Genomic DNA, 22,078 nt, shown 5'->3' with positions numbered 1-22,078 from the left:
TGCCGGTGAACGAGTGGCCTTGTCCGGTCGGGCGGAATTTCGGTACAATTCTCAACGACTGCGGCATACCGCTCGCGAGCTGGATGCGATATCGGGCCCGAATGTTTTCCGATCTGTTCTCGGGCATCGAAATGGATCACTTCTCGGTTTTCGGCGCAGGAAGCCGATATCGAATCGCGTCCAGGGGGTCCCCGCGCTTCGATCCATCGTGACTCCGCCCGCCGGTCCCAATTCGTTCACCACGCCGCAGGACGGGTAGCACGGATCTCCGCTGCCAGGCGGAATGCCCGTGACGGGCGTTCCCGCGAATTTTCTGCGAAGGTGTCTGTGTGGAGGTACTGAGCAGGAACCATGTGACCGTGCGCGGCAAGACCGGCGCGCCGGTGGTCGTCCTCGCCCACGGCTTCGGATGCGACCAGCACATGTGGCGGCTGGTCGTACCGGTGTTGGAGCGGGATTTCACCGTCGTCCTGTTCGACCACGTGGGCGCGGGCCGCTCGGACCTGTCGGCGTGGAATCCACGGCGGTACTCGAGCATGGACGGCTATGTCGAGGACATTCTGGCCCTTGTCCGCGAATTGGAGCTCGGCCCGGTGATCTTCGTCGGGCACTCGGTGAGCGCGACGATGGGAGTGCTCGCCGCCGCTCGCGAGCCCGCGGCATTCGCCGGGCTGGTGCTGGTGGCTCCCTCGCCCTGCTTCATCGACGATCCGGCCACCGGATATCGCGGCGGCTTCAGTACCGCCGACATCGAGGAACTGCTGGAGGCGCTGGACGCGAACTACCTGGGATGGTCGGGTGCGATGGCGCCGGTCATCATGGGCAACCCGGATCGGCCGGAGCTGGCCGAGGAGCTCACCAACAGTTTCTGCCGCACCGACCCGGAGATAGCGCGAGTCTTCGCCCGCGTCACGTTTCTCTCCGACAACCGGGCCGATCTCGACGCGGTGAGCGTCCCCACGCTGATTCTGCAATGCTCCGACGACGCCATCGCCCCGCGTGAGGTGGGAACATTCGTCCATGAACGAATCCGGGGCAGCAGCCTGATCATGCTGACCGCGACCGGCCACTGCCCCCAGCTCAGCGCTCCGGCGGAGACCGCCGCCGCCATCGCCTCCTTCGCCGCAGCAACCGGATGACGAGCGCGGCGGGCGACCGAGACGGCGGCAGTGCGCTCGGCGCGGGGACCGATGACGACGCGGCGTTCGCCGCGTTGCTCGAGGACAGCGCCGAGGATCTGTACGAGAACGCGCCCTGCGGATATCTCTCCACTTCGCTGGACGGTCGCATCGCCAAAGTGAACGCCACGCTGCTGCGCTGGCTGGGCCGCCAGCGCGACGAACTGGTCGCCCGTGCGTACTTCTCCGACCTGCTCACCGTGGGCGGTCGCCTCTACCACGAAACCCACTTCGCCCCGCTGCTGCGCATGCAGGGCGAAATCCACGGCATCGCACTGGAGATGAAGACCGCCGACGGCCGCCGACTACCCGTTCTGGTGACTTCGCAAGTCAAGACCGGCAGCCAGGGTCAGCCGCTGCTGATTCGCACCACAGTCTTCGATGCTCGCGAGCGCCGCGACTACGAGACCGAACTGCTGCGGGCCCGGCGCGAAGCCGAGCAGGAGCGCGAACGCCTCCAGCGTCTGAACGCCACTCTGCAGACCACCCTGCTGCCACCCGAACTCCCCCAGGTGCCCGGACTCGAGGTCGCCGCGTACTACCACATCGCCTCCGCCGACGAGGTCGGCGGCGACTTCTACGATCTGTTCCCCATCACCGGCGACACGTGGGGATTGTTCCTCGGCGACGTCTGCGGAAAAGGCGCTCCCGCAGCCTCACTCACGTCGCTGGCCCGCTACACACTGCGCACGGCCACCGCCTACACCCACGACCCGGCCGCCGTGCTCGACACGCTGAACACCACACTCACCGAGCGGTACCACGGCCACAACCCACGGTTCTGCACGATCATCTTCGGGATGATCAGACCCACTCCCCAGCGTGGGGGCTGCGACGTCACCTTGGCGGGCGGCGGGCACCCGCCGGCGCTGCTCTTGCGTGCCGACGGCAGCGTGGCGGAGATGCACACCCGCGGCGGACAGCTCATCGGGGCGATTCCCCACGCCCGGATCGTGACCAGGAGCTTTCGGCTGGAGGTGGGGGACACGCTGCTGCTCTACACCGACGGACTCACCGAAGCGCGCACAACGCCGAACGGCGGTCGCTACAGCGACCGAGCCCTCCTCGAATTCGCATGCGCGCTGGCGCCCGTCACGGCCTCTGGCGGTATCGAAGCCCTGCGCGAACTGCTCGCGTCCTTCGGGTCCGGCGTGGAGGACGACACCGCTCTGCTCGCCGTGCACGCGCTACCCCCCTTGCCGGGCACGGCGCCCTGAGGCGCGGACGGCTCAGCGGACGCGGGCGGGCAGCGCCGTCGACGGCTCCGACCTGGGTTGATACCGGCAATCCGGTTGCGTGGTAACGACATAGGCGCCTCGGCCATTACGAAGAGGCGGTGTGACGGGGTTTAATGTACCGCTGGATGGTGGCACAATTCACAACGACGCAATATTCCATGTAACCGGGCGTTACCAGGTCCGCTCAGGGCGGTGAGGAGCGAAGCCAGTGCAGAGCGGGCCTGCGCGCGAACCGGCTTTTCCGAATCAAGGTGATCATCAAGTGCTGGAAACGCGAACCAAGGTAGTCCGAAGTTTGGTGCCCGCCAGAATGGACCGGCTTCCGTGGACCAAGTTCCACTGGCTCATCGTCGTCGGGCTGGGCGTCTCCTGGATCCTGGACGGCATCGAGATCCAGATCGTCAGCAGCATGGGCGGACCGCTGCAAGACGCCGGAACGCTGCATCTGACGTCCGGGCAGGTCGGCGCGATGGCGTCGTGGTATCTGGCCGGTCAGGTCGTCGGCGCGCTCGTCTTCGGCCGGCTCACCGACCGGCTCGGTCGCAAGAAACTGTTCATCCTGACCCTGGCGATCTATCTGATCGGCAGCGGCTTGGCCGGATTCTCCTGGAACGCGTGGTCGCTGTACTTCTTCCGCTTCATCGCGGGCACCGGAATCGGTGGCGAGTACACGGCGATCAACTCCGCGATCGACGAGATCATGCCGTCCAAGTACCGGGGCCGGGTCGACATCGCCATCAACGGAACGTACTGGGGCGGCGCCGCTCTGGGCGCGGCCGCCAGTCTGGTGCTGTTCAACGAACAGTTGATCCCCACCGGCTGGGGATGGCGAATCGGGTTCTTCATCGGACCCGTCCTCGGGTTCATCATCATCTTCCTGCGCAGGCACATCCCGGAGAGCCCGCGCTGGCTGCTCACCCACGGGCGCGCCGAGGAGGCCGAGCGGACCGTCGACGAGATCGAAGCGCAGGTCCGAAGCCGGGGAATCGAACTGCCTCCGGTCGACGAGAGCAAAGCCTTGGACATCGTGGACACGGATCGGCTGTCCTACGTGCAGATGGGGCGTATCTTCTTCGGACGGTATCCGTCCCGTTCCTTCCTCGGGTTCACGATGATGGCCACGCAGGCGTTCCTGTACAACGCGATCTTCTTCACCGTCGGGTTGGTGTTGATCAACTTCTACGACGTGCCGGCCCACCATACGGGTTACTACTTCTTCCCCTTCGCCGTCGGCAATCTGATCGGTCCCCTGGTGCTCGGCCCGCTTTTCGACAGCATCGGCCGCCGGAAGATGATCTGCGCAACGTATCTCGGGTCCGGTTCGCTGCTATTCCTTTCCGCTTGGGCATTCAACGCGGGCATCCTCAACGCCACCACGCAGACCCTTTTCTGGTGTGTCATCTTCTTCTTCGCTTCGGCGGGAGCGTCGTCGGCCTATCTCACGGTCAGCGAGATCTTCCCGCTGGAACTGCGCGGGCAGGCCATCTCGTTCTTCTTCGCCATCGCGCAGGGCGCCGGCGGGGTGGTCGCGCCGTTCCTGTTCGGGCACTTGGTGGGCGGCGCCGACAACCCGAACCCCGACCGGTTCCCGCTCACGGTGGGGTACCTCATCGGCGCCGGGTTCATGATCATCGGCGGCCTGGTCGCCTGGTTCTTCGGCGTGAACGCCGAAGGCCAATCGCTCGAGGACATCGCGGATCCGCTGTCCGCCGCGAAGCCGGCGGATACGACCGCGGAACCAGCCGCCGCCGAGGACCAAGCCTTGGCGGTCCCGACATCCGCCGCAGTGATCAGCGAGCCGCTACCTGACGGCGCGTCCGATATCGATGCATTGAAGGCGGACTAGCGATGGTGCAGCCGACTCCTTGGCAAGGGGGCAAAAATCCGCACTCCCGGGCAAGCTCTCCCCGCCGCTGGGCGGGCCGCCTCCGGAAACCGCGAGTCGACGTGGCGAAACTGCGGGGGCGGATGCAACCGGTCGGGACTTTGCTCCAGGACAACTGGGGGTTCATGCTCGCGGCCGTCGGAGCCGCCATCACGTTCACCCTGTTGTTCAAGCCCTGGCTGACCACCGGGGGACCAGACGGCACGATCTGGAGCAACGCCTTCGGCCAAACCCACATCACCACCACCCTTGTGGGTCTGTGGTCGAAGAACCCCCCGGCTCACTCCAACCTCAGCGGCAAGTGGGCGCTCCTCGCCACCATCGCGATCTTCCTCACCGTCCTCGCCGCGCTGATCAATCTGTGGGCCCGCACCGAAGCGCTGGCCCGCTTGACGACCGGGGCCGCGGTGGCGATGGCGCTGTTCATCGCGTTCACCCTGATCTACCTCAACGGAAAGGGGCCGGAGCTGCGCTCGATGATCGGGTCCGGCCCGCCCACCGACCTCGGCACCCAGGTCGGCTTCGTGATCCGATGGGCCTCGGGCAACGGCCAATACCCGCTGCCGGGGCGGCGAACGGTCGAGTTCTCCACCGCGAAACTCACGGGCACCGCGCTGGTGGCCGGGGCGACGGCGATGTTCTCGGCCGTGGCGGCCATCGCCCAATGGGTTCGGCGGGAGAAGGCCCGCCGGAACTCCGGCTGAGCCTGTCACTACGGCGAAGCGCGGCCACGGCTTCGACCGCGAGAGACGGAAGCGGCTAGGAGGCCCAGGGGCCGATGCCGCCGACCTTGTCGATCCGGATACGCGTGAGGTAACCGGGCGGGGCGTCCGCCGGAGGGAACTCGACGCCCGGGGCGGCCAGAGTCTTGGCGAGTTGCCTGAGCAATTCCGGTGCACCGCCCTCGACGACGCGGGCGGTGCCGGTGATCGAAAGGTAGGGGCGCATGACCTCGCCCCGTTCGGAAGAGAGGATGGTCACCGCCACGCGCGGGTCGCGGCGGACGTTGCGGATCTTCTGATAGACGCCCAGGTGGGCGGTGACGAGTTCGTCGCCGTCCGGTGTCGATTGCAGGGCCACCCAGACCACCGAGACCTGCGGGCTGCCGTCCGGGTTGAGCGTGACCAGCGTCGCGTCGGCGCCGGACCCGATGAGTGAACGCGCGTCGTCGTCGAGTTTCATGTCTGGTTCTACCGTGCGTCCGGTGTATTCATTCCCGGCCCCGGCGGGCCTGGTTGCCGTGTCGGTGCTTCGCGGATGTCGAGCACATCGATCCGGCGAAGCCCTGTGCGAGGGAGCTCCGATCCGGCTACGTGACTACGAAGACTCCCTTTCCCGGGACATGGGGAGCGTCGGTCGCGATGAGGACTTCCACTCGGCCGAGACCGGACGGAATGCTCACCGGCACCCACGAACCGGCCACGTTCTCCTGGGCCGGTGTGTTGTCGTCGAGCCGGATCGGGGGCAGGGTGCCCAGCGCGCCGGTGTCGGAGTTACGCCAGGAAACCGTCACCGTCACGCCGCAGGTGCCGCCGGGGCGGTCGGGTGTGTAGACGAACTCCGGGTGGATCCACAGGGTGGGCACGCCGGAGTAGTTGCGGTTGGAGTCGTAGTAGGCGGCGATCATGCCGATGCCCGCGCCGCCGCCCCCGCAGAGCGTGCGCGCAGGGGGGACGCCCAGCGGAAGCGCGGAGGCCGCCGAGGTGCTCGCACCGAGTGCGCCGAAGGCCAGAACAAGGACAGCCACACCACGCCAGACACCCACCGCTGCTCCCTTCGTCGGAACCCGAAACTGTCTGACTGCTGTGTCGACATGAGTTCGCCGATTGTTAACGGGAGTAGGGGAAAAACGCGCTGGGGGCCTCGAATTCGGCGTGGACACGCCCGAACTCCATGGTGGGCGACCGGCGCTTCAGACTGCGATCTTGTTGCAGTATCGAGGCGGCAAACGTAGCGGCGTAGTCGGCCTCGGGCGTCGCGGAATTCTGCTCCTGGGCCGGGCGTCGTCGACCGCCCCAGGAGCAACGGTCAGCCCGCGGCCGCGTCGCGCAGGTGGGCGCTCTCGGCGATGGCGGCCAATTCCGCGTTGAAGCGGTCGGCAGCCTCGATATTGCCCAGGTGGCCGGTGGGCCACACGTGGTACGCGGCCAGGTGGCCCGCTTCGGCGAGCGCGTCGGCGATGCGGCGCGACATGCGCTCGGGCAGCAAGCGGTCGTGGGCTCCAGCGATCACCGTAGTGGGCACGGTCAGGGAGGCGGCGGCCTCGGCGAGATCCATGTCGGCGAGCGCGGCGGCGTGCCTGCCGCGGGTGAGCGGACGGCACGATCGCACGATGCCCAGTGCGAACTCCACCTGGTCCGCGGTCGCGTGCGGCGTCATCACGCGGGCCTTGAGCAGCGCGCTGGTGGGCCAGCCGCCCGGCAGGGGGACCGGGGCGGTGAGCAGCGTCTCGGCGACGATCATGGGCATACGCACGGCGGCTCCGAACACGGTGATCGGGCGGTCCGCCAGTGTCAATGGCTTGTTCAGCAGCGGAAGCAGATCGGTGTCGTAGCGGATGTTGCCCGACGTGGTGTTCAGCAGAACGGCGGCCGCGGCCTGCTTGCGGACCTGCTCCGGATACTGGGCGGCCCACGCCTGAATGGTGATGCCACCCATGCTGTGGCCGACCAGAACGGCTCGCTGGCCGGGGCGGAGCGTGGCATTCAGCACGGCCGACAGATCGTCGGCCAGCGACTCTTTGCTGGGGGCGGTCTTGCCGAGTTCACTGGCGCCGTGGCCGCGCTGGTCGTAGCAGACCACGCGATACCGGTCGGCGAACGCGTTGATCTGCGGGTTCCAGTACTCGATGCTGCAACTCCAGCCGTGGATCAGCACGATGACATCGCCCTTGGCCGGGCCGTAGGCGTGTACTCGCAGGCGAGCGCCGTCCTTGGTGGTTACCGGGATGACCGCGTGACGGGCGGTGGGCGCGTTCAACGACGCCGTCCGGAAGGTGCGGGACCGCAGTCCGGCACGGTAATCGGCGGTGAGCGCACCGTTATGGGCGTCCGCCAGCGTCCTCATCGACTTCACCAGCATCGAGCACTCCTTTGTGTTCACCGTCACCGTACAGTGCAAGCAGCGCTGCTTGCTAGTGTTAGCGCCGTACGACGGTGTTCCTGGTCTATATCGGGGAGTACCCCCGGATTCGATACCCCAAAAGATCATTCCGGCGGAAAAAGTCGTCGGCGCTTTGTTTCGGTGCACACCACGCGTGTAGGTGCGCTGCCGTGGCGGCCGTCCGCGCCGCCCGGTTACGGTTGCTTCGTGGACATCGCGCATCCTGCCTCCGGCCCCCTGACGGACCCCGGAACTCCGCCGAGGAGCGGTTGGCGTGGGGCGGCGCTTCCGCTGCTCGTAGCAGGTCTCGGCGTGGGCGTCGGCGTACTGCTGCACGTCCGCGACCCGCACGTCGAAGGCTCCTACGGCACCTGTCCGGTCTACGCGCTGACCGGCTGGTACTGCCCCGGCTGCGGCGGGATGCGCGCCGTCCACAACCTCACCGACGGGCACCTCATCGATGCGCTGCACAGCAATGTGCTCGCGCTTCCGCTGGTCCTCGCCTTCGCGGTGTGGGTGCTGGACTGGACCGTCCAGGCGTGGCGCGGCCGGAAGATGCGGCTGCCGTCGATCAGCCGGACCACCATGTGGACCTTCTTCGCCTTGCTCGCGATCTACACCGTCGTGCGGAATACGCCGTGGGGAACCTCGTTTACACCGGTGTAACAACCCGGTGTGGGGGCATCCGAAAGTATGAACGAATCGCTGAAGACCAGGGTGCGGCAGAAGTTGCAGCGCCAGCTCATCGAGGACCCGCGCGACGCCGAGCACGACGATCCCCGCCAGATCGCCGTTGCGACCGATCTGGACGCGCTGGCGAGCGTGCCGGAGGACGATCCGCTCGTCGAGGAACTCGCCGCGCGCTATCTGGTGTTCTGATCAGGCCGTGGACGCGCCGCCATAGGGCGGCAGCTGCGGTAGTCGCTCGGCGAGCAGCCAGCTGTCCCACAGCGGACGCAGCGACACCAGGCTGTAGTGTCCGGCCAGGTCGGTGAATTCCTCGGTGGTCACCGACGAGTGGCGATAGCGAATGGTCCATTCCCGCAGCAGGTCGAAGAACGTCGAGTCGCCCAGTTCCAGGCGCAGGGCGTGCAGCGTGAGCGCACCCCGTTTGTAGACGCGATCGTCGAACATGCGCTGCGGTCCGGGATCGCCGATGACGATGTCCTGGGGCTCGCGGGAAAGGTTGTGGCGCGCGGCGCGGGCCAGCTGATCGGCGGTGGGTCCGCCCGCGGCCTCCGACCAGATCCATTCCGCGTAGCAGGCGAAGCCCTCGTGCAGCCAGATGTCGCGCCACTGGCGGATGGTCAGGCTGTTGCCGAACCACTGGTGGGCCAGCTCGTGCGCGACCAGCCGTTCGGCGCCGCGGCGGCCGTCGCAGTGGTTGGCGCCGAAGATGGACAGGCCCTGCGCCTCGATCGGGATCTCGAGTTCGTCGTCGGTGACGACCACGGTGTAGTCCGCGAACGGGTACGGGCCGAACCTCTCGCTGAATACCTCGAGCATCCTCGGCTGACGAGCGAAGTCGTGGTCGAAGTTCGCCCGCAGCCGCGAGGGCAGGATCGCGTGCATCGGCACCGCGGAATGCGACGAACCGATGCGGTGCCTGCGGTAGTGACCGATCTGGATGGTGGCCAAGTAGCTCGACATCGGTTCGGGCTGCTCGTACACCCAGGTCGTCTGACTGGACTTGCTCTGCTTGCGCAGCAGGGTTCCGTTGGCCACCGCGTAATACGGCGAATCGGTGGTGATCGAGATCCGGTAGCTCGCTTTGGAACTCGGGTGGTCGTCGCAGGGAAACCAGGAGGCCGCGCCGTTGGGCTGACTGGCCACGAGCGCGCCTTCGGTGAGTTCTTCCCACCCGACCTCGCCCCACGGCCCGCGCACCGGTTTCGGGGCGCCGCCGTACTGCACCACCAGCGAGAGCGCCCCGCCCGCCGGAATCCGCTGCTGCGGCGTGATCACCAGTTTGCCGTGCTGATGGGTGTACTTCGCGGCCTTGGCGCCGTTGACCGACACCTTCGAGACGCTCAGCGCCTGGGAGAGATCGAGGGCGAACCGGGGACGCGCCTCGGTGGTCACCGCCGTGATCGCGGCGCGGCCGGTGAGCCGGTTGGCGGAGACCCGATAGGCAAGTTCCAGCTCGTATCGGGAGACCCGGTACCCCCGGTTGCCGTTCTGCGGGAGGTACTCGTCGATGGGGGCTTCGTAGAACTTGCCCGTCATCAGCGCGCCCCGGGGTCGCCGGTGAACCAGGGCGCGATCGGGTTGCCCCACCAGCGCGTCGAGGCGGGCACCGCGTCACCGCGCATGACCAGGGAGGCCGGGCCGATGGTCGCGCCGTCGCCGAGCGCCGAGGCGGGCAACGCCACGCAGTGCGGACCGAGGGTGGCGCCCGCGCCGAGGGTGACGGTGTCCATGGCCATGATCCGGTCGTGGAACAGATGGGTCTGCACCACACAGCCGCGTTCCACGGTCGCGCCGTCGCCGAGAGTCACCAGATCCGCCTCCGGTAGCCAGTAGGACTCGCACCATACCCCGCGCCCGATGCGGGCGCCGAGGCCGCGAAGCCAGAGGTTCAGTACGGGCGTCCCGGTCGCCGCGCGCGCGAACCACGGCGCGGCAACCGTTTCCACAAAGGTGTCGGAGACCTCGTTGCGCCAGACGAACGAGCTCCACAGCGGATGCTCCCCGGTGCGTATCCGCCCGACCAGCAACCATTTGGCGGTCACGGCGCTCGCCCCCGCGACGGCGCCTGCGGCCAGCAGCACCACTCCGCTGAGCAGCCCGGCGGCGAGGTGGCCGAAGGTTTGCGCGAGCCACGCGAGGGTGCACAGCACGCCGAGTCCGATCGCGAAGGTCACCAGCACCGGGAGCAAGCGGCAGGTCTCGACAAGGGCGCGAGCGACGCGCAGGCGGGCAGGTGGATCGAAGGTGCGCGCCGTATCGGCGTTCTCCGCGGCCCGGCGCAGCCGGACCGGCGGGCTGCCCAGCCAGGACGAGCCGGGCTTGGCCTTGGACGGCGCCGCCGACAGCACCGCGACCAGCCCGTTCTTCGGGACCCGGCGGCCGGGGGCGGTCATCCCGGAGTTCCCGAGGAAAGCGCGCTTGCCGACTTTCGCCGCACCGATGTGCAGCCAGCCCCCGCCGAGTTCGTAACCGGCGATCATGGTGTCGTCGGCCAGGAAGGCCCCGTCGGCGACCGTGGTGAACTTTGGCAGCAGCAGCACCGTGGACGCCTCGACGCTCTTGCCCACCTTCGCGCCGAGCAAGCGCAGCCACACCGGGGTGAGCAGGCTGGCGTACAGCGGGAACAGGAAGGTGCGCGCGGAATCCAGCAGCCGCTCGGTGGCCCATGCCTGCCAGCCGACCCGGCTGCGCACCGGATGGTAGCCCTCCGTCAGGCCGATGCTCAGCAGGCGGACCGCGACGATGGTCGCCGCCGCGTAGACGCCCAGGCTGAGCAGCGTGGCGAGGGGGAGGACGGCGAACGCGCGCGCGGCGCCGCCCGCGAGGGTGCGGGTGTCGCGAACGAACCAGGCCAGGAACGCGCCACCGGCGCCGATGCCGAGAATCGGCATGGCGGCCAGCGCCATCGACGTGACGCCGAAGATCGCGACCCAGTGCCGGGCTCGATCGGGCGTGTGCGCGGGCCAGCGGTGCTGGGCTTTGCCGACCTTCACCGCGGGCGAACCGGCCCATTCCTGTTCGGCCTTCACCTTGCCGGACACCGCCGAGCCGGGCGCCACCTCGGCATTCCTGCCGATCTTCGTGCCCGGCAACAGGATCGAGCGCGAGCCGACCACCGCGCCCGGGCCGATGGTGATCGGGCCCAGATGCACGACGTCGCCGTCGATCCAGTACCCGGACAGGTCCACTTCCGGCTCCACGCTGCATCCGTCGCCGAGCTCGAGCATGCCCGTCACCGGCGGGAGGCTGTGCAGGTCGACGCCCTTGCCGATCTTCGCGCCGAGCGCGCGGGCGAACGGCACCATCCACGGCGCTCCGGACAGGTTCTCGGCGCCGCTGGCCTCGGAGAGACGGACGGCCGCCCACAGCCGTAGATGCGCCGAACCGCCGCGCGGATAGCGGCCCGGCCGGATGCCGCGCAGCAGCAGCCGCGCGCCGGCCACGCAGATCGCCATGCGGCCGGGCGGTGAGATGAACAGCAGGAACGCGGCCAGCGTCCACCACCAGGACAGTTGCGGCAGCCACGGCAGCGAGCCGGACCAGGCCGCGATGTTGCCGACGATCGCCAGCCAGGTCAGCCACTGCAGACCGGTGAGCGTGGTGAGCGGGATGGTGGCGAGCACCTGCGCGGCTTGTGCGAGCACCGGCGTCGGCCGCACCGTCCGCTCGGCGACCGCCACGGCGGGCGTGGTCTGCTCCAGCAGGTCGGCCAGCGCGCCGAGGCGAGGGTGGTCGTAGACGTCGGCGACGGCGATCTGCGGATACCGTTCGCGCAGAGCGGTGACCAGCTGCGCTGCCGCGAGCGAACCGCCGCCCAGGTCGAAGAAGTCCGCGTCGAGGTCGCTCGCCTCCGCGCCGAGGATGGCGTCCCACAGTCCGGCGACCCACAGGGCCGTGCCGGTCAGCTCGTTGTCGTCGTCGTCCTCGGCGGCGTTGGGCAGCGGCCACGGCAGCGCGTCCCGGTCGACCTTGCCGGAGGTACGGGTGGGCAGCTCGTCGACCACGGCGAGCCGGGGCACCAGCGGCGCCGGAAGGCGCTCGGCGAGGACGGCGCGCGCGGCCTTGGCATCGAAGTCCGGGCCGGGCCCGGTCAGATAGCCGACCAGTAGTTTGTTGCCCGCCTTGGTGGTTCGAATGGCTGCCGCCGCACCCGTGACGCCGGGCAGATGCTGCAGAGCGTTGTCGATCTCACCGAGTTCGATGCGCCGTCCACCCAGCTTGATCTGATCGTCGGCGCGGCCGAGGAAAACCAGGCCGGCGCTGTCGTTGCGCACCAGGTCACCGCTGCGGTACGCGCGCTCCCAGCCGACGGAGGGCAGTGGCGCGTATTTCTCGGCGTCCTTGACCGGGTCGAGATAGCGCGCGAGACCGACGCCGCCGATCACCAACTCCCCGGATTCGCCCTCCGCCACCGGGTTTCCCGCCTGGTCCACCACCACCAGGTCCCAGCCGTTGAGCGGCAGGCCGATCCGGATCGGCCATCGACCGTCCAACCGTGCGGCGCAGGCGACGACCGTGGCTTCCGTAGGGCCATAGGTATTCCACACCTCGCGCGCCGAATCGCCGTTGCCCGCCAGACGCTCGGCGAGTTCCGGCGGGACGGCCTCGCCGCCGAAGATGAGCAGCCGCACCGCCTCCAGGGCCTCGACCGGCCAGGTCGCCGCCAGGGTCGGGACGGTCGAGACCACGCTGATCTCCCGCCGCACCAGCCAGGGACCGAGATCCGCGCCGGTGCGCACCAACTCGCGCGGAGCAGGCACCAGACAGGCGCCGTTGCGCCAGGCCAGCCACATCTCCTCGCAGGACGCGTCGAACGCGACCGACAGCCCCGCGAGCACCCGGTCACCGGGACCGATCGGAGCGTCGCGGAGAAACAGGTCGGCTTCGGCGTCGACGAAGGCGGCCGCGTTGCGATGGGTGACGGCAACGCCTTTCGGCGTGCCGGTGGAACCGGAGGTGAAGATGATCCAGGCGTCGTCGCCGGGGCTGGGCAGCGTCGACCAGGTCTGCTCGCGCTGCTGCTCGGCCGCGCGGATACCCGCGGCCGTGGTCTCGATGCCCGCCACAGTCACGATCGCGGTGACCTGCGCCTCGCCGAAGACCAGCTGCGCGCGCTCGTCCGGGTCGTCCGCGTCGACCGGCACGTACGCGGCGCCGGAGTACAGGACGGCGAGGATGGTCACGTAGAGCCCGCGGGTGCCCGACGGCATGCGCACGCCGACCCGATCGCCCGGTCGCACGCCCGCCGTGGCGAGACGCGCCATGGTCTTCTCGATCTCGACGACCAGCTCCAGATAGGTCAGCACCACGTCGCCGTCGTCGATGGCGGGGGCATCGGGATGGGCGAGCGCCGTCGCGGTCAGGATGTCGACGAGCGTCCTCGGTTCTGGTGCGCGGTCGCCGCGCGACAACGGGCGCGCGGGCGCGTCGACGTCTGTCTCGAGCATGGTGCTCTGCGCACCTCCCATCGACTTGCCTCACACTTTCGGCGTTGTTGTGCCATATCTGGGTTACCAAAGGGCAAACGCCGCGATGGCCAGTTGTCCACGGTACCCGGGGTTGTCGTCGTCTGTTGTTCACCGGACCGGTCGTCGGATCGACCGGTGCCGTGCTCGTTGTTGCAGGTGGGCCGGGTATTCGTCGCTCACGCAGGGCAACCCGCTGGTCGAGGGATCGTCCTCGCGTTCGCCGGGAGATCGCTGGAGCTGAAGTGTGATTCCGCTCATCGAAGCGGCGCGAACTCCGCCGTGTTGCCGGGCTCGCGGCGGCGTGTTCAACCGGTCGCGGAGGAAGTCCGACCAGGCGTGCGCCGATCGGGTCAGCCCGCCGAAGCAGGCTCGGTGAAGGGCGGCGGGAAGTCACGTCGCGGTATCGCACTCGCCTCGGCCCAGCGGTAACCGGCGAGCGAACCGAGCCGGGTGCGCCTCCGGACGGGTGCCGGTGGCCGAGCGCCGCGCCGCGTCCCGCGGCTCGCGTGTCATCGTGGGGGTGCTTGTAATGGCTCGCGCGCAGTGGTTATCTCCACGCGGTGCTCGTGGGGACTCGGGGTCGAACGTGGTTGACAGTGCCGGGGCGCTTCTGCCACTCTCGGGTCAGGTCATGAGTGCCAGCGCGAAGCCCCGGCTTGCTGGCCGGCAACCCTCCTCCGCGGTGGGGTGCTCCGGGTGACGACCCGGCCGCCGCCCGACCGGGCGCGGCAAGCGCGGACTCGACGAATCATTCGATCGCGGGTCCTCTAGCCGACGGGATTCACGTGATGACTACTGCTGTCGACAACACCTGTGCCGCCCTCGCCCGAGTCTCCGGTGACGAACTGCGCGTGCCCCTGGTGCAGGGCGGAACCGCGACCTACGCCAACTTCGACTACGCGGCGAGCGCACCGGCATTGGCCCAGGTCACCGACCGGGTGCAGCAGCTGCTGCCGTTCTACGCCAGCGTGCATCGCGGCGCGGGCTACGCCTCCCGGATCTCCACCGAGTGCTACGAGGCCGCCCGCGGGTCGGTCTCCCGCTTCCTCGACGCCGCCGACGATCAGGTGGTGGTCTTCACCCGCAACACCACCGACTCGCTGAATCTGCTCGCGTCCTGCGTCCCCGGCGACACCGTGGTGCTCGACATCGAGCACCACGCCAACTTCCTGCCCTGGACCAGGCGGGGCAGGCGCGTCGTGCGGGCCGCGGGCACGGTCGAGGAGACCATCGGCAGGCTGGTCGCCGAACTGTGCAGCAGGCCCGCCGCATTGCTCGCCGTGACCGGTGCGTCGAACGTGACCGGTGAGGTGCTGCCGCTGGAGCGGCTGGCCACCATCGCGCATCAGTGCGGCGCCCGGATCCTCGTGGACGCGGCTCAGCTGGCGCCGCATCGGCGGATCAGTCTGCGCGACACGGGAATCGACTACCTGGCGTTCTCCGGGCACAAGCTCTACGCGCCGTTCGGCGCGGGTGTGCTGGTGGGCAAGCGGGATTGGCTCGATGCGGCGCGGCCCTACCTGGCGGGTGGCGGCGCGGTTCGGGAGGTGCGCACCGACGAGGCCGAATGGGCGCCCGCGCCGCAGCGGCACGAAGCCGGGTCGCCGAACGTGCTCGGCGCCGCCGCGTTGGCCGCCGCCTGTGACGCGCTCGGTGCCATCGACGCCGAAACCCTTGCCGCGCACGAACACCGGCTCGCCGACCGCCTCCGCGACGGCTTGGCCGCGATTCCCGGCGTCCAGCTGTTGCGCATCTGGACCGACAGCCTCGACTCCGTCGGCATCGTCGCGTTCACCCTCGACGACTTCGCCCCCGGCCACGTCGCCGCCTATCTCTCCGCCGAACACGGCATCGGCGTCCGCGACGGTCGCTTCTGCGCCCACCCCCTGCTCACCCGCCTCGGTTTGGACGGCGCGCTGCGCGCCAGCATCGGCCTCGGCACCACCTCCGCCGACGTGGACCGCCTGATCGAGGCGATCGCCACCCTCGCGCGCACGGGCACCACCTGGAATTACGCCACCGAGAACGGTGTCTGGAACCCCACCCCGGAAACGCGCCCCTTCACCTCCACCGCCCCCACCGGCGCGGCCCCCTGCCTGATCGGCTGAGGACGCGCACTCCGCGGGTCAGTCGCCGAGGGCGGTGGGCCGGTAGTAGCGGCCGTTGTAGTACAGCAGTGGTGCGGCGGCGGGCTTCTCGTCGGTGTTGTCGTGGACCCGGGTGACCAAGCCGACGACGAAGGTGTGGTCGCCGATGGGGATCAGCTGGTGCACGGTGGCGCGCAGCCAGATGGGGGTGCCGTGCAGGACCGGTTCGCCGGTGTCGAGGGTGGTCCACAGGCTGCGGTCGGCGAAACGCTCCTCGGCGGTGCGGGAGAACCGGTGGGCCAGGTGCTGCTGGTGTTCGCCGAGGAAGTGGATCACGACGGACGCGGCGTCCAGCATGGCGGACAGGCTGGAGGAGGTGTGCGCGATGTTGAACGACACCAGCGGCGGGTCCAGCGACAGTGAGGCGAAGGAGGTCGCGGTGAAGCCGACCGGCCCCCGTGGCGAAGTCAGCGTGACGACGGTGACACCGGCCGGGTAGTGGCGCATGGAGGCGCGATACTGCTCCGCGGTGATGCCGCTCAGATCATCGGGGACCCGCAGATCCGTTTCGGGTCGTGGTGCGTCGGTCACACCACGAAACTACGCCCCACTCAGGCCCGCGAGTGGCGGCATACGTCGTCCCACGGTCGGCACGCGGCTGGCCGGTGACTTTCCCGCAACGGCAGCGAGGCGCGCCCCTGGCGGCGTCCGGTGTGATTCGCGCGAGTCAGTCGACATCGATGGGGAGTCCCGCCGTGATGCGCAGCAACTCCGGGAACGAGGTCCGGAAGATGGTGTTCGGATGCCCGCCCGCGGCCCAGAGTTCGCGGTGGCGCGCCAGCGCGTTGTCCACCCACGTAGGCAGATTGGTCGGGTGGCCGACCGGTGCGACACCGCCGATCGGCTGGCCGGTCGCTCGGCGCACCATGTCGGCGGAGGCGCGGGTCAGCGTGCCCTCCAGGCGCGCGCCGGTCTTCGCCAAGTCGACTTGATGCGCCCCCGAGACCAGCAGTAGCACCGGGTCGTCGTCGAGCAGGAACACCAGGGACTTCGTGATCGCCCCCACGTCGACGCCGAGCGCTCGCGCGGCGTCCGCGGCGGTATGCGTCGGCTCCGGCTGGGCGACGATGAGACCGTGATGACCTCGGGAGATGAGGGTGTCCGCGACCCGGCAGGCGACCGGTGGCAATGACGACCTGCGCATCTCACCAGGGTAGAGCGAGTGCGGGCGGTATGCCGGGCGAGTCGCGCGGTCCGTTCAGTATTCCGGGTAGCCCTCGGGCGGCCCGAGCATTCCGGCGATCTGCGCGCGGGTGATGCGCGCGAGTTCCGTCACGTCGGGCGCGGAGACCGATTCGTGCGCAACGGCTTCGAAGGCGCGCTCGAGATCGCGCTGGGAGAGTGCGAGCAATTCGACGTCCGCCATGTTCAGCAGTGCGTCGTGATCCGGGTAGGGGCGGGCGTCGGCCAGTCGCTCCGCCCACGTGACATTGCAGCAGCATTCGTACAGTGCGTGAATCGCGCGACCGCGCGGCAATTCGTTGAACCGGTCCAGGCCGATTCCCCGGTGCATCAGCATGAGCTTCTCCGAACCCGATGACTGAGGTTTGCCGATGGGACAATGATCCGTCGTCGCCGTCGCGCGGAACCAGCGCACCGCCGGCGAATTTGCACAGGATTAACACGCTATGCGATTTTCCCGGCGAGCCCGGCAGCCACGCAGGTCACCGGGTCGGGACACAGGCTCCACTCTGTCTCGATACGCTGTACAAATGACAGATTGGCAGGCTTTCACCGTCGAAACCAAGGATCACGTCGCGCAGGTGACGTTGATCGGCCCCGGCAAGGGCAACGCGATGGGTCCCGACTTCTGGCGCGAGCTGCCGGAGGTGTTCCAGGAGCTGGACGCCGACCCCGAGGTGCGGGCGATCGTGCTGACCGGGTCGGGCAAGCATTTCTCCTACGGCCTGGACCTGCCCGCGATGAGCGGCACGTTCGGCCCGCTGCTGGCCGATCGCGCCCTGGCCGCGCCGCGCACCGACTTCCTCACCGAGGTGCGCAAGATGCAGGCATCGATCACGGCCGTGGCGGACTGCCGCAAGCCGGTGATCGCGGCGGTGTCCGGCTGGTGCATCGGCGGCGGGCTGGACCTCATCGCGGCGGCCGACATCCGCTACGCCAGCGCGGAGGCCAAGTTCAGCCTGCGTGAGGCCAAGGTCGCGATCGTCGCCGACGTGGGCTCGCTGCACCGGCTACCCGGCATCATCGGCGAGGGGCACCTGCGTGAGCTCGCCTACACCGGCAAGGACATCGACGCCGCTCGCGCGGAGAAGATCGGTTTGGTCAACGATGTCCTCCCGGACCAGGAGGCGGCGCTGGACGCGGCGCACGCCACCGCACGCGAGATCGCCGCGAACCCGCCGCTGGTGGTGCAAGGCGTCAAGGACGTGCTGGATCAGCGGCGCAAGGACGAGATCGCCGCTGGACTGCGCTACGTCTCCGCGTGGAATGCCGCGTTCCTGCCCTCGGAGGACCTCACCGAGGCGATCAAGGCCGTCTTCGAGAAGCGCACGCCGGAATTCCGCGGCCAGTGACACCGGCGGCGCGCCCGCACCGGGGGAGCGCGCCGTGCCGAGCCCCAAGGGTGGGTATCGAGGGTGGGCAAGGTGATTCGCCTCAGGGTTGCCTTGCCCTCACCCTAGGGGTGGCTGTGCGGGGCGCCGATCGTCCATATCGTTTGTGACGTCGGAAATTTCGCCTCGCATTCAGGAGCAAGAACAATGCGTATCAAGTCCTTCCTCGCCGCTGGTCTGCTGGCCACCGCCGCCGTCGCCGGGGTGTCGACGGCTGCATCGGCCTCGGCCGCGCCGGTTTACCAGGAGGTCGCCTACGGCGGCACCTACGTCGGCACCTACGCCACGCTGAGCGCGTGCCGGGCCGACGGCGAATCGCCGAGCACCGGCGGCTACTACTGGGAGTGCATCGAGTCCTGGGACGGCTGGGACCTGTACATCTACTACTGAGCCAACTGACACCGAGAAGGGGCATCCGGTATCCGGATGTCCCTTTTCGCCTTTCGCGCCGCGAACGGCAGAGCGGGGAGCCCGGGCCTACCGGACTCCCCGCTCGCGTTGTGCCCGAAGGGCTTTCAGTGCCCGCCCTGATCTTTCAGGCGCTGGATGGACGCTTCCACCTCGGCCTCGGCCTCGGCCCGGCCCACCCACTCCGAGCCCTTGACGTACTTGCCGGGCTCCAGGTCCTTGTAGCGCTCGAAGAAGTGCTTGATCGCGGCGAGTTCGAACTCCGGGACGTCCTTCAGATCCTGGATGTGGTCCCAGCGCGGGTCGCCCGCGGGCACGCACAGGATCTTGTCGTCGCCGCCCGCCTCGTCGGTCATCTTGTACATCGCGACCGGACGGGCCTCGACGATCACGCCGGGGAACACCGAATCGGGCAGCAGGACCAGCGCGTCCAGCGGGTCACCGTCCTCGCCGAGGGTGTTCTCGATGTAGCCGTAGTCGGCGGGATAGACCATGGACGTGTACAGGAACCGGTCGAGCCGGACCCGGCCGGTCTCGTGATCGACCTCGTACTTGTTCCGGGAACCCTTCGGGATCTCGATGGTGACGTCGAACTCCACGCCATCTCCTTCGTGCATCGGGGCCGAGTCCGGCGACTCGGCTGCTTTTCGGCGACTGCCGACTCGGCCGCTGCGGAGTGTGCCGACTCGCCAGGTTGTTCAGGGGAACGGTTGCGCAACGAGGATAGTGTGGTCGTCGGGGACATGGGTGCGGCAGGCGGCTGCTGCGGGAATCGGTCAGGAGAGCGGCGGCGACGTGTTTGGTGGCAACGAGAACATCGGTGGGCTGGCTGCCCGGCGGCGCCGCAACAGATGGATCTGGATCTCGAGCACGATGGTCGTACTGATCGTCGCCGCCGCCGTGGCGCTGCTCGCGGTGCGTCCGTGGACCCCTGAGTTCCGGCACGGTGGTCTCACCGTCGCCGCCCCGCCCGATCCGGTCGAGCCGTCGCCACAGGTCGGCCCGGCCCGGTCCACCGATTCCGCGCCGAGTCCGGCGGGGGTCGCCGCGGCGCTGGCCCCGGTTATCGCCAATCCGGACCTCGGCGCGTTCGCCGGGCAGGTGACCGACGCGGGCAGCGGGACGGTGCTGTGGAGCGGTGACGCGAACCGGCCGATGATCCCGTCGTCCACCGCGAAGATCCTCACCGCCGCGGCCGCCTTGCTCACGCTGCCCGTGGAGCACCGGGTGACCACGAAGGTCGTCGCCGGTGCGGCGCCGAACGAAGCGGTGCTGGTCGGCGGCGGCGATCCGACGCTCACCGCGCAACCGGACGGCAAGGGGTACTACCCGAACGGGCCGCGCCTGTCCGACCTGGTGAACCAGATCAAGTCCGCGGGCCGCGCGGTGGACACGATCGTCGTCGACATCTCCGCCTACACCGGCCCCACCATGGCGCAGGGCTGGGACCCGGTCGACATCCCCGAGGGTTCCATCGCCCCCATCGAGCCGGTGATGATCGACGGCGGTCGCCTGCAGCCGCTGGTCGAGTACTCGCCGCGCACCCCCACGCCCGCGCTGGACGCCGGGCGGCGGCTGGCGACCGATCTGGGGCTGGACCCCGCCAAGGTCAGGACGGGTGTCGCGCCCGCAGGCGCCGCCGAGATCGCTTCCGTGCAGTCGGCGCCGCTGCGCGACCGGCTGCGGGACATGATGGTCTACTCCGACAATGTGCTGGCCGAGACGATCGGCCGGGAGATCGCGACGGCCACCGGCGGCCCGGCGTCCTTCGCCGGTGGGGTCACCGCGGTGCGCACGGCGCTGAGCAAGGCCGGTTTCGATCTGTCCGGGCTGGATATGCACGACAGCAGCGGGCTTTCGGTCGACGACCGGATTCCCGCGCGATTGCTCGACCGCGTCGTGGCGACCGCGGCCGAGCCCACCGGCGCCACGGCGGTGCAACCGGCCGGTACCAAGGCCAAGCCCGAGACCAACCGGGTCGCGGCCACCTTGGCGCCGATGCTCGACGCCCTACCGGTCGCGGGCGCAACGGGGTCGCTGACCAGCCGCTACGTCACGCGGGACCGCCAGGGCGCGGGCTGGGTGCGGGCCAAGACCGGAACTCTGTCGGTCTCCAGCGCGTTGGTCGGGTATGTGCTGGACGCCGATGGGCGGGTGCTGACCTTCGCACTGATGTCGAACGATCGACCGCCGGAGGTCAGCAGGCCCGCGTTGGACGCGATCGCAGGCACGCTGCGAAACTGTGGATGCTCCTGACGGGTGGTTGATCATGACCCAGCAAGGTTCCGAGACAGCCGAATTCGGCTCCGCCGGTGCGGACGAGCGGCGTAAGGGCCGCTCGGGTCTGTCCGGTGTGGTCGATTGGCGCCTGGCCGCGCGAACCGGCTCCGCCCTGGTGCCCGCCGGTCCGCGCACGTCGCGCTATTCGGCCGAGCAGGTGGTCGCCGAACTCGCCGAGTCCTCCGTGCGGGCCGAGGCGCCGGTTCGCGAGGTCAGCGGGTTGCTGGACGACCGGCCGGTACCGGCGGCCCGGATCGTCGACCGCCCGGGCTGGATCACGGCCGCCGCCGACTCGATGGCCCAGCTCACCGGGACCGGCGAGGCGCGGTTGGACCGCAAGCTGGCGGGCAAACCCGCCGGAGTGCAGGCGGGTGCCATGCTCGCCTTCCTGTCCACCGCGATTCTCGGTCAATACGACCCGTTCACGGGCTCGGACGGCACCCTGCTGCTGGTCGCGCCGAACATCGTGGCGGTCGAACGGGCGCTGGGGGTGTCGGCGAGCGATTTCCGGCTGTGGGTGTGCCTGCACGAGGTGACCCACCGGGTGCAGTTCTCCTCCGCTCCCTGGCTCGGCGACTACATGCGCGCCAACGTCGAGGTGCTCGGCGAGGTCGCCGACGAGCCGCTGAGCGACATGCTGTCCCGCCTGGTCGGCGAGGTGCGCGAGCGCCGTCGCGGGACCACCCCCGACGACCCGGCCGCGCGCGGCGTGGTCGGCCTGCTGCGCGCCACGCAGGCGCCGCCGCAGCGCGCGGCGCTGGACCGTCTGCTCATGCTCGGCACCCTGCTGGAGGGGCACGCTGATCACGTCATGGATGCGGTCGGTCCCGCGGTCGTGCCGTCGGTCGAGCAGATCCGCACCGCGTTCGACCAGCGCCGCAGGCGTCCGACGAACCCGGTGCAACGCATCCTGCGCGCCCTGCTCGGCGTGGACGCGAAGGTCGCCCAGTATGTGCGCGGCAAGAAATTCGTGGACGAGGTCGTCGGGGCTGTGGGGATGACGCGGTTCAACACCGTGTGGACCGACGCCGAGACCTTGCCGCGCACCGACGAGATCGAGCATCCGCAGCGCTGGATCGAGCGCGTGCTGGCCTGAGCGAGCAAGCCGG

Annotated in this window: 20 protein-coding genes and 1 riboswitch; of the genes, 11 read left to right on the top strand and 9 right to left on the bottom strand. The window is 69.2% G+C overall.

The genetic code is table 11. The features are described 5' to 3' along the window. Nucleotides 1-329 precede the first annotated feature (329 nt). The 4 genes from ABZ552_RS19060 (at nt 330) to ABZ552_RS19045 (ending at nt 5,005) form a co-directional block, all read left to right on the top strand. Nucleotides 330-1,139, top strand: coding sequence for an alpha/beta hydrolase (locus ABZ552_RS19060; RefSeq protein WP_281919173.1), 810 nt, complete (start codon nt 330-332; stop codon nt 1,137-1,139). Further along, nucleotides 1,136-2,395 (top strand): SpoIIE family protein phosphatase, encoded by a 1,260-nt coding sequence (locus tag ABZ552_RS19055; RefSeq protein WP_357438643.1) that lies wholly within the window; start codon nt 1,136-1,138, stop codon nt 2,393-2,395. The genes ABZ552_RS19060 and ABZ552_RS19055 overlap by 4 nt, the downstream gene beginning before the upstream one ends. A 319-nt stretch (nt 2,396-2,714) precedes the next feature. Further along, on the top strand, nt 2,715-4,262 hold the full coding sequence (locus ABZ552_RS19050; RefSeq protein ID WP_357438641.1) for an MFS transporter: 1,548 nt from the start codon (nt 2,715-2,717) through the stop codon (nt 4,260-4,262). A 101-nt stretch (nt 4,263-4,363) separates the two neighbouring features. Next, nucleotides 4,364-5,005 (top strand): hypothetical protein, encoded by a 642-nt coding sequence (locus ABZ552_RS19045; RefSeq protein ID WP_281919171.1) that lies wholly within the window; start codon nt 4,364-4,366, stop codon nt 5,003-5,005. 55 nt (nt 5,006-5,060) lie between these two features. Here ABZ552_RS19045 and ABZ552_RS19040 read toward each other — a convergent pair whose 3' ends face one another. From ABZ552_RS19040 to ABZ552_RS19030, 3 genes are all read right to left on the bottom strand, one after another. Continuing rightward, on the bottom strand, nt 5,061-5,483 hold the full coding sequence (locus tag ABZ552_RS19040) for a PPOX class F420-dependent oxidoreductase (protein ID WP_281876962.1): 423 nt from the start codon (nt 5,481-5,483) through the stop codon (nt 5,061-5,063). 127 nt (nt 5,484-5,610) lie between these two features. Next, nucleotides 5,611-6,066: a hypothetical protein gene (locus tag ABZ552_RS19035; RefSeq protein WP_357438636.1), complete on the bottom strand. Its 456-nt coding sequence runs from the start codon at nt 6,064-6,066 to the stop codon at nt 5,611-5,613. Between the two features lie 263 nt (nt 6,067-6,329). After that, nucleotides 6,330-7,382 (bottom strand): alpha/beta hydrolase, encoded by a 1,053-nt coding sequence (locus tag ABZ552_RS19030; RefSeq protein WP_281919169.1) that lies wholly within the window; start codon nt 7,380-7,382, stop codon nt 6,330-6,332. A 228-nt stretch (nt 7,383-7,610) separates the two neighbouring features. Here ABZ552_RS19030 and ABZ552_RS19025 point away from each other — a divergent pair, with 228 nt between their 5' ends. Next, entirely contained in the window at nt 7,611-8,069 is a 459-nt protein-coding gene (locus ABZ552_RS19025) for a DUF2752 domain-containing protein (protein ID WP_281876965.1), read from the top strand. 27 nt (nt 8,070-8,096) lie between these two features. Next, on the top strand, nt 8,097-8,282 hold the full coding sequence (locus ABZ552_RS19020; RefSeq protein WP_357438633.1) for a hypothetical protein: 186 nt from the start codon (nt 8,097-8,099) through the stop codon (nt 8,280-8,282). Here the strand turns inward: ABZ552_RS19020 and ABZ552_RS19015 are convergent, their stop codons facing one another. Together ABZ552_RS19015 and ABZ552_RS19010 are read right to left on the bottom strand one after the other, a co-directional pair. Next, complete coding sequence (locus tag ABZ552_RS19015) at nt 8,283-9,629, bottom strand: M1 family metallopeptidase (RefSeq protein WP_357438630.1); 1,347 nt, start codon at nt 9,627-9,629, stop codon at nt 8,283-8,285. Continuing rightward, the gene (locus ABZ552_RS19010) at nt 9,629-13,540 is read right to left on the bottom strand and encodes a Pls/PosA family non-ribosomal peptide synthetase (protein ID WP_281919168.1); all 3,912 of its coding nucleotides are present in this window, start codon (nt 13,538-13,540) and stop codon (nt 9,629-9,631) included. Before ABZ552_RS19010 ends, ABZ552_RS19015 begins: the two co-directional genes overlap by 1 nt. Nucleotides 13,541-14,188: 648 nt before the next feature. Next, nucleotides 14,189-14,302, top strand: a riboswitch (SAM riboswitch). A 47-nt stretch (nt 14,303-14,349) separates the two neighbouring features. Between ABZ552_RS19010 and ABZ552_RS19005 the strand changes: the two genes are divergently transcribed. Next, nucleotides 14,350-15,669, top strand: coding sequence for an aminotransferase class V-fold PLP-dependent enzyme (locus ABZ552_RS19005; protein WP_281876969.1), 1,320 nt, complete (start codon nt 14,350-14,352; stop codon nt 15,667-15,669). Between the two features lie 18 nt (nt 15,670-15,687). Here ABZ552_RS19005 and ABZ552_RS19000 read toward each other — a convergent pair whose 3' ends face one another. The 3 genes from ABZ552_RS19000 to ABZ552_RS18990 form a co-directional block, all read right to left on the bottom strand. Continuing rightward, complete coding sequence (locus ABZ552_RS19000; protein WP_350356459.1) at nt 15,688-16,239, bottom strand: flavin reductase family protein; 552 nt, start codon at nt 16,237-16,239, stop codon at nt 15,688-15,690. 136 nt (nt 16,240-16,375) lie between these two features. Continuing rightward, nucleotides 16,376-16,852 carry a YbaK/EbsC family protein gene (locus ABZ552_RS18995; RefSeq protein ID WP_281876970.1) on the bottom strand — a complete coding sequence of 159 codons (477 nt, stop codon included), beginning with the start codon at nt 16,850-16,852 and terminating at the stop codon, nt 16,376-16,378. A gap of 54 nt (nt 16,853-16,906) precedes the next feature. Beyond that, on the bottom strand, nt 16,907-17,227 hold the full coding sequence (locus ABZ552_RS18990; RefSeq protein ID WP_281876971.1) for a 2-oxo-4-hydroxy-4-carboxy-5-ureidoimidazoline decarboxylase: 321 nt from the start codon (nt 17,225-17,227) through the stop codon (nt 16,907-16,909). 193 nt (nt 17,228-17,420) lie between these two features. Between ABZ552_RS18990 and ABZ552_RS18985 the strand changes: the two genes are divergently transcribed. Next, nucleotides 17,421-18,242, top strand: a complete 822-nt coding sequence (locus tag ABZ552_RS18985; RefSeq protein ID WP_281919166.1) for a crotonase/enoyl-CoA hydratase family protein — start codon at nt 17,421-17,423, stop codon at nt 18,240-18,242. Nucleotides 18,243-18,428: 186 nt separating this feature from the next. Continuing rightward, nucleotides 18,429-18,671, top strand: coding sequence for a hypothetical protein (locus ABZ552_RS18980; RefSeq protein WP_159841880.1), 243 nt, complete (start codon nt 18,429-18,431; stop codon nt 18,669-18,671). Nucleotides 18,672-18,796: 125 nt separating this feature from the next. Here ABZ552_RS18980 and ABZ552_RS18975 read toward each other — a convergent pair whose 3' ends face one another. After that, nucleotides 18,797-19,288, bottom strand: coding sequence for an inorganic diphosphatase (locus ABZ552_RS18975; protein WP_195078000.1), 492 nt, complete (start codon nt 19,286-19,288; stop codon nt 18,797-18,799). A gap of 274 nt (nt 19,289-19,562) precedes the next feature. Here ABZ552_RS18975 and dacB point away from each other — a divergent pair, with 274 nt between their 5' ends. Together dacB and ABZ552_RS18965 are read left to right on the top strand one after the other, a co-directional pair. Beyond that, on the top strand, nt 19,563-20,945 hold the full coding sequence (gene dacB, locus ABZ552_RS18970) for a D-alanyl-D-alanine carboxypeptidase/D-alanyl-D-alanine-endopeptidase (protein ID WP_281876976.1): 1,383 nt from the start codon (nt 19,563-19,565) through the stop codon (nt 20,943-20,945). Between the two features lie 13 nt (nt 20,946-20,958). Beyond that, nucleotides 20,959-22,065, top strand: a complete 1,107-nt coding sequence (locus tag ABZ552_RS18965) for a zinc-dependent metalloprotease (protein WP_281919165.1) — start codon at nt 20,959-20,961, stop codon at nt 22,063-22,065. Nucleotides 22,066-22,078: the final 13 nt, after the last annotated feature.

Origin of the sequence: Nocardia sp. NPDC019219, from assembly GCF_040632645.1 — a bacterium.
GTDB lineage: Bacteria > Actinomycetota > Actinomycetes > Mycobacteriales > Mycobacteriaceae > Nocardia > Nocardia sputorum.
The sequence above is the reverse complement of the archived record's forward strand: the minus strand, read 5'-3'. Positions and strand labels throughout refer to the sequence as shown.

Bases quoted from the DNA above. Each gene is read 5' to 3' on its own strand.
- ABZ552_RS18995 (WP_281876970.1), bottom strand. From the start codon at position 16,852: ATGCGCAGGTCGTCATTGCCACCGGTCGCCTGCCGGGTCGCGGACACC.
- dacB (WP_281876976.1), top strand. From the start codon at position 19,563: ATGGTCGTACTGATCGTCGCCGCCGCCGTGGCGCTGCTCGCGGTGCGT.
- ABZ552_RS19005 (WP_281876969.1), top strand. From the start codon at position 14,350: ATGACTACTGCTGTCGACAACACCTGTGCCGCCCTCGCCCGAGTCTCC.
- ABZ552_RS18965 (WP_281919165.1), top strand. From the start codon at position 20,959: ATGACCCAGCAAGGTTCCGAGACAGCCGAATTCGGCTCCGCCGGTGCG.
- ABZ552_RS19040 (WP_281876962.1), bottom strand. From the start codon at position 5,483: ATGAAACTCGACGACGACGCGCGTTCACTCATCGGGTCCGGCGCCGAC.
- ABZ552_RS18980 (WP_159841880.1), top strand. From the start codon at position 18,429: ATGCGTATCAAGTCCTTCCTCGCCGCTGGTCTGCTGGCCACCGCCGCC.
- ABZ552_RS19055 (WP_357438643.1), top strand. From the start codon at position 1,136: ATGACGAGCGCGGCGGGCGACCGAGACGGCGGCAGTGCGCTCGGCGCG.
- ABZ552_RS19020 (WP_357438633.1), top strand. From the start codon at position 8,097: ATGAACGAATCGCTGAAGACCAGGGTGCGGCAGAAGTTGCAGCGCCAG.
- ABZ552_RS19030 (WP_281919169.1), bottom strand. From the start codon at position 7,382: ATGCTGGTGAAGTCGATGAGGACGCTGGCGGACGCCCATAACGGTGCG.
- ABZ552_RS18990 (WP_281876971.1), bottom strand. From the start codon at position 17,227: ATGCTGATGCACCGGGGAATCGGCCTGGACCGGTTCAACGAATTGCCG.
- ABZ552_RS18985 (WP_281919166.1), top strand. From the start codon at position 17,421: ATGACAGATTGGCAGGCTTTCACCGTCGAAACCAAGGATCACGTCGCG.
- ABZ552_RS19010 (WP_281919168.1), bottom strand. From the start codon at position 13,540: ATGCTCGAGACAGACGTCGACGCGCCCGCGCGCCCGTTGTCGCGCGGC.
- ABZ552_RS19015 (WP_357438630.1), bottom strand. From the start codon at position 9,629: ATGACGGGCAAGTTCTACGAAGCCCCCATCGACGAGTACCTCCCGCAG.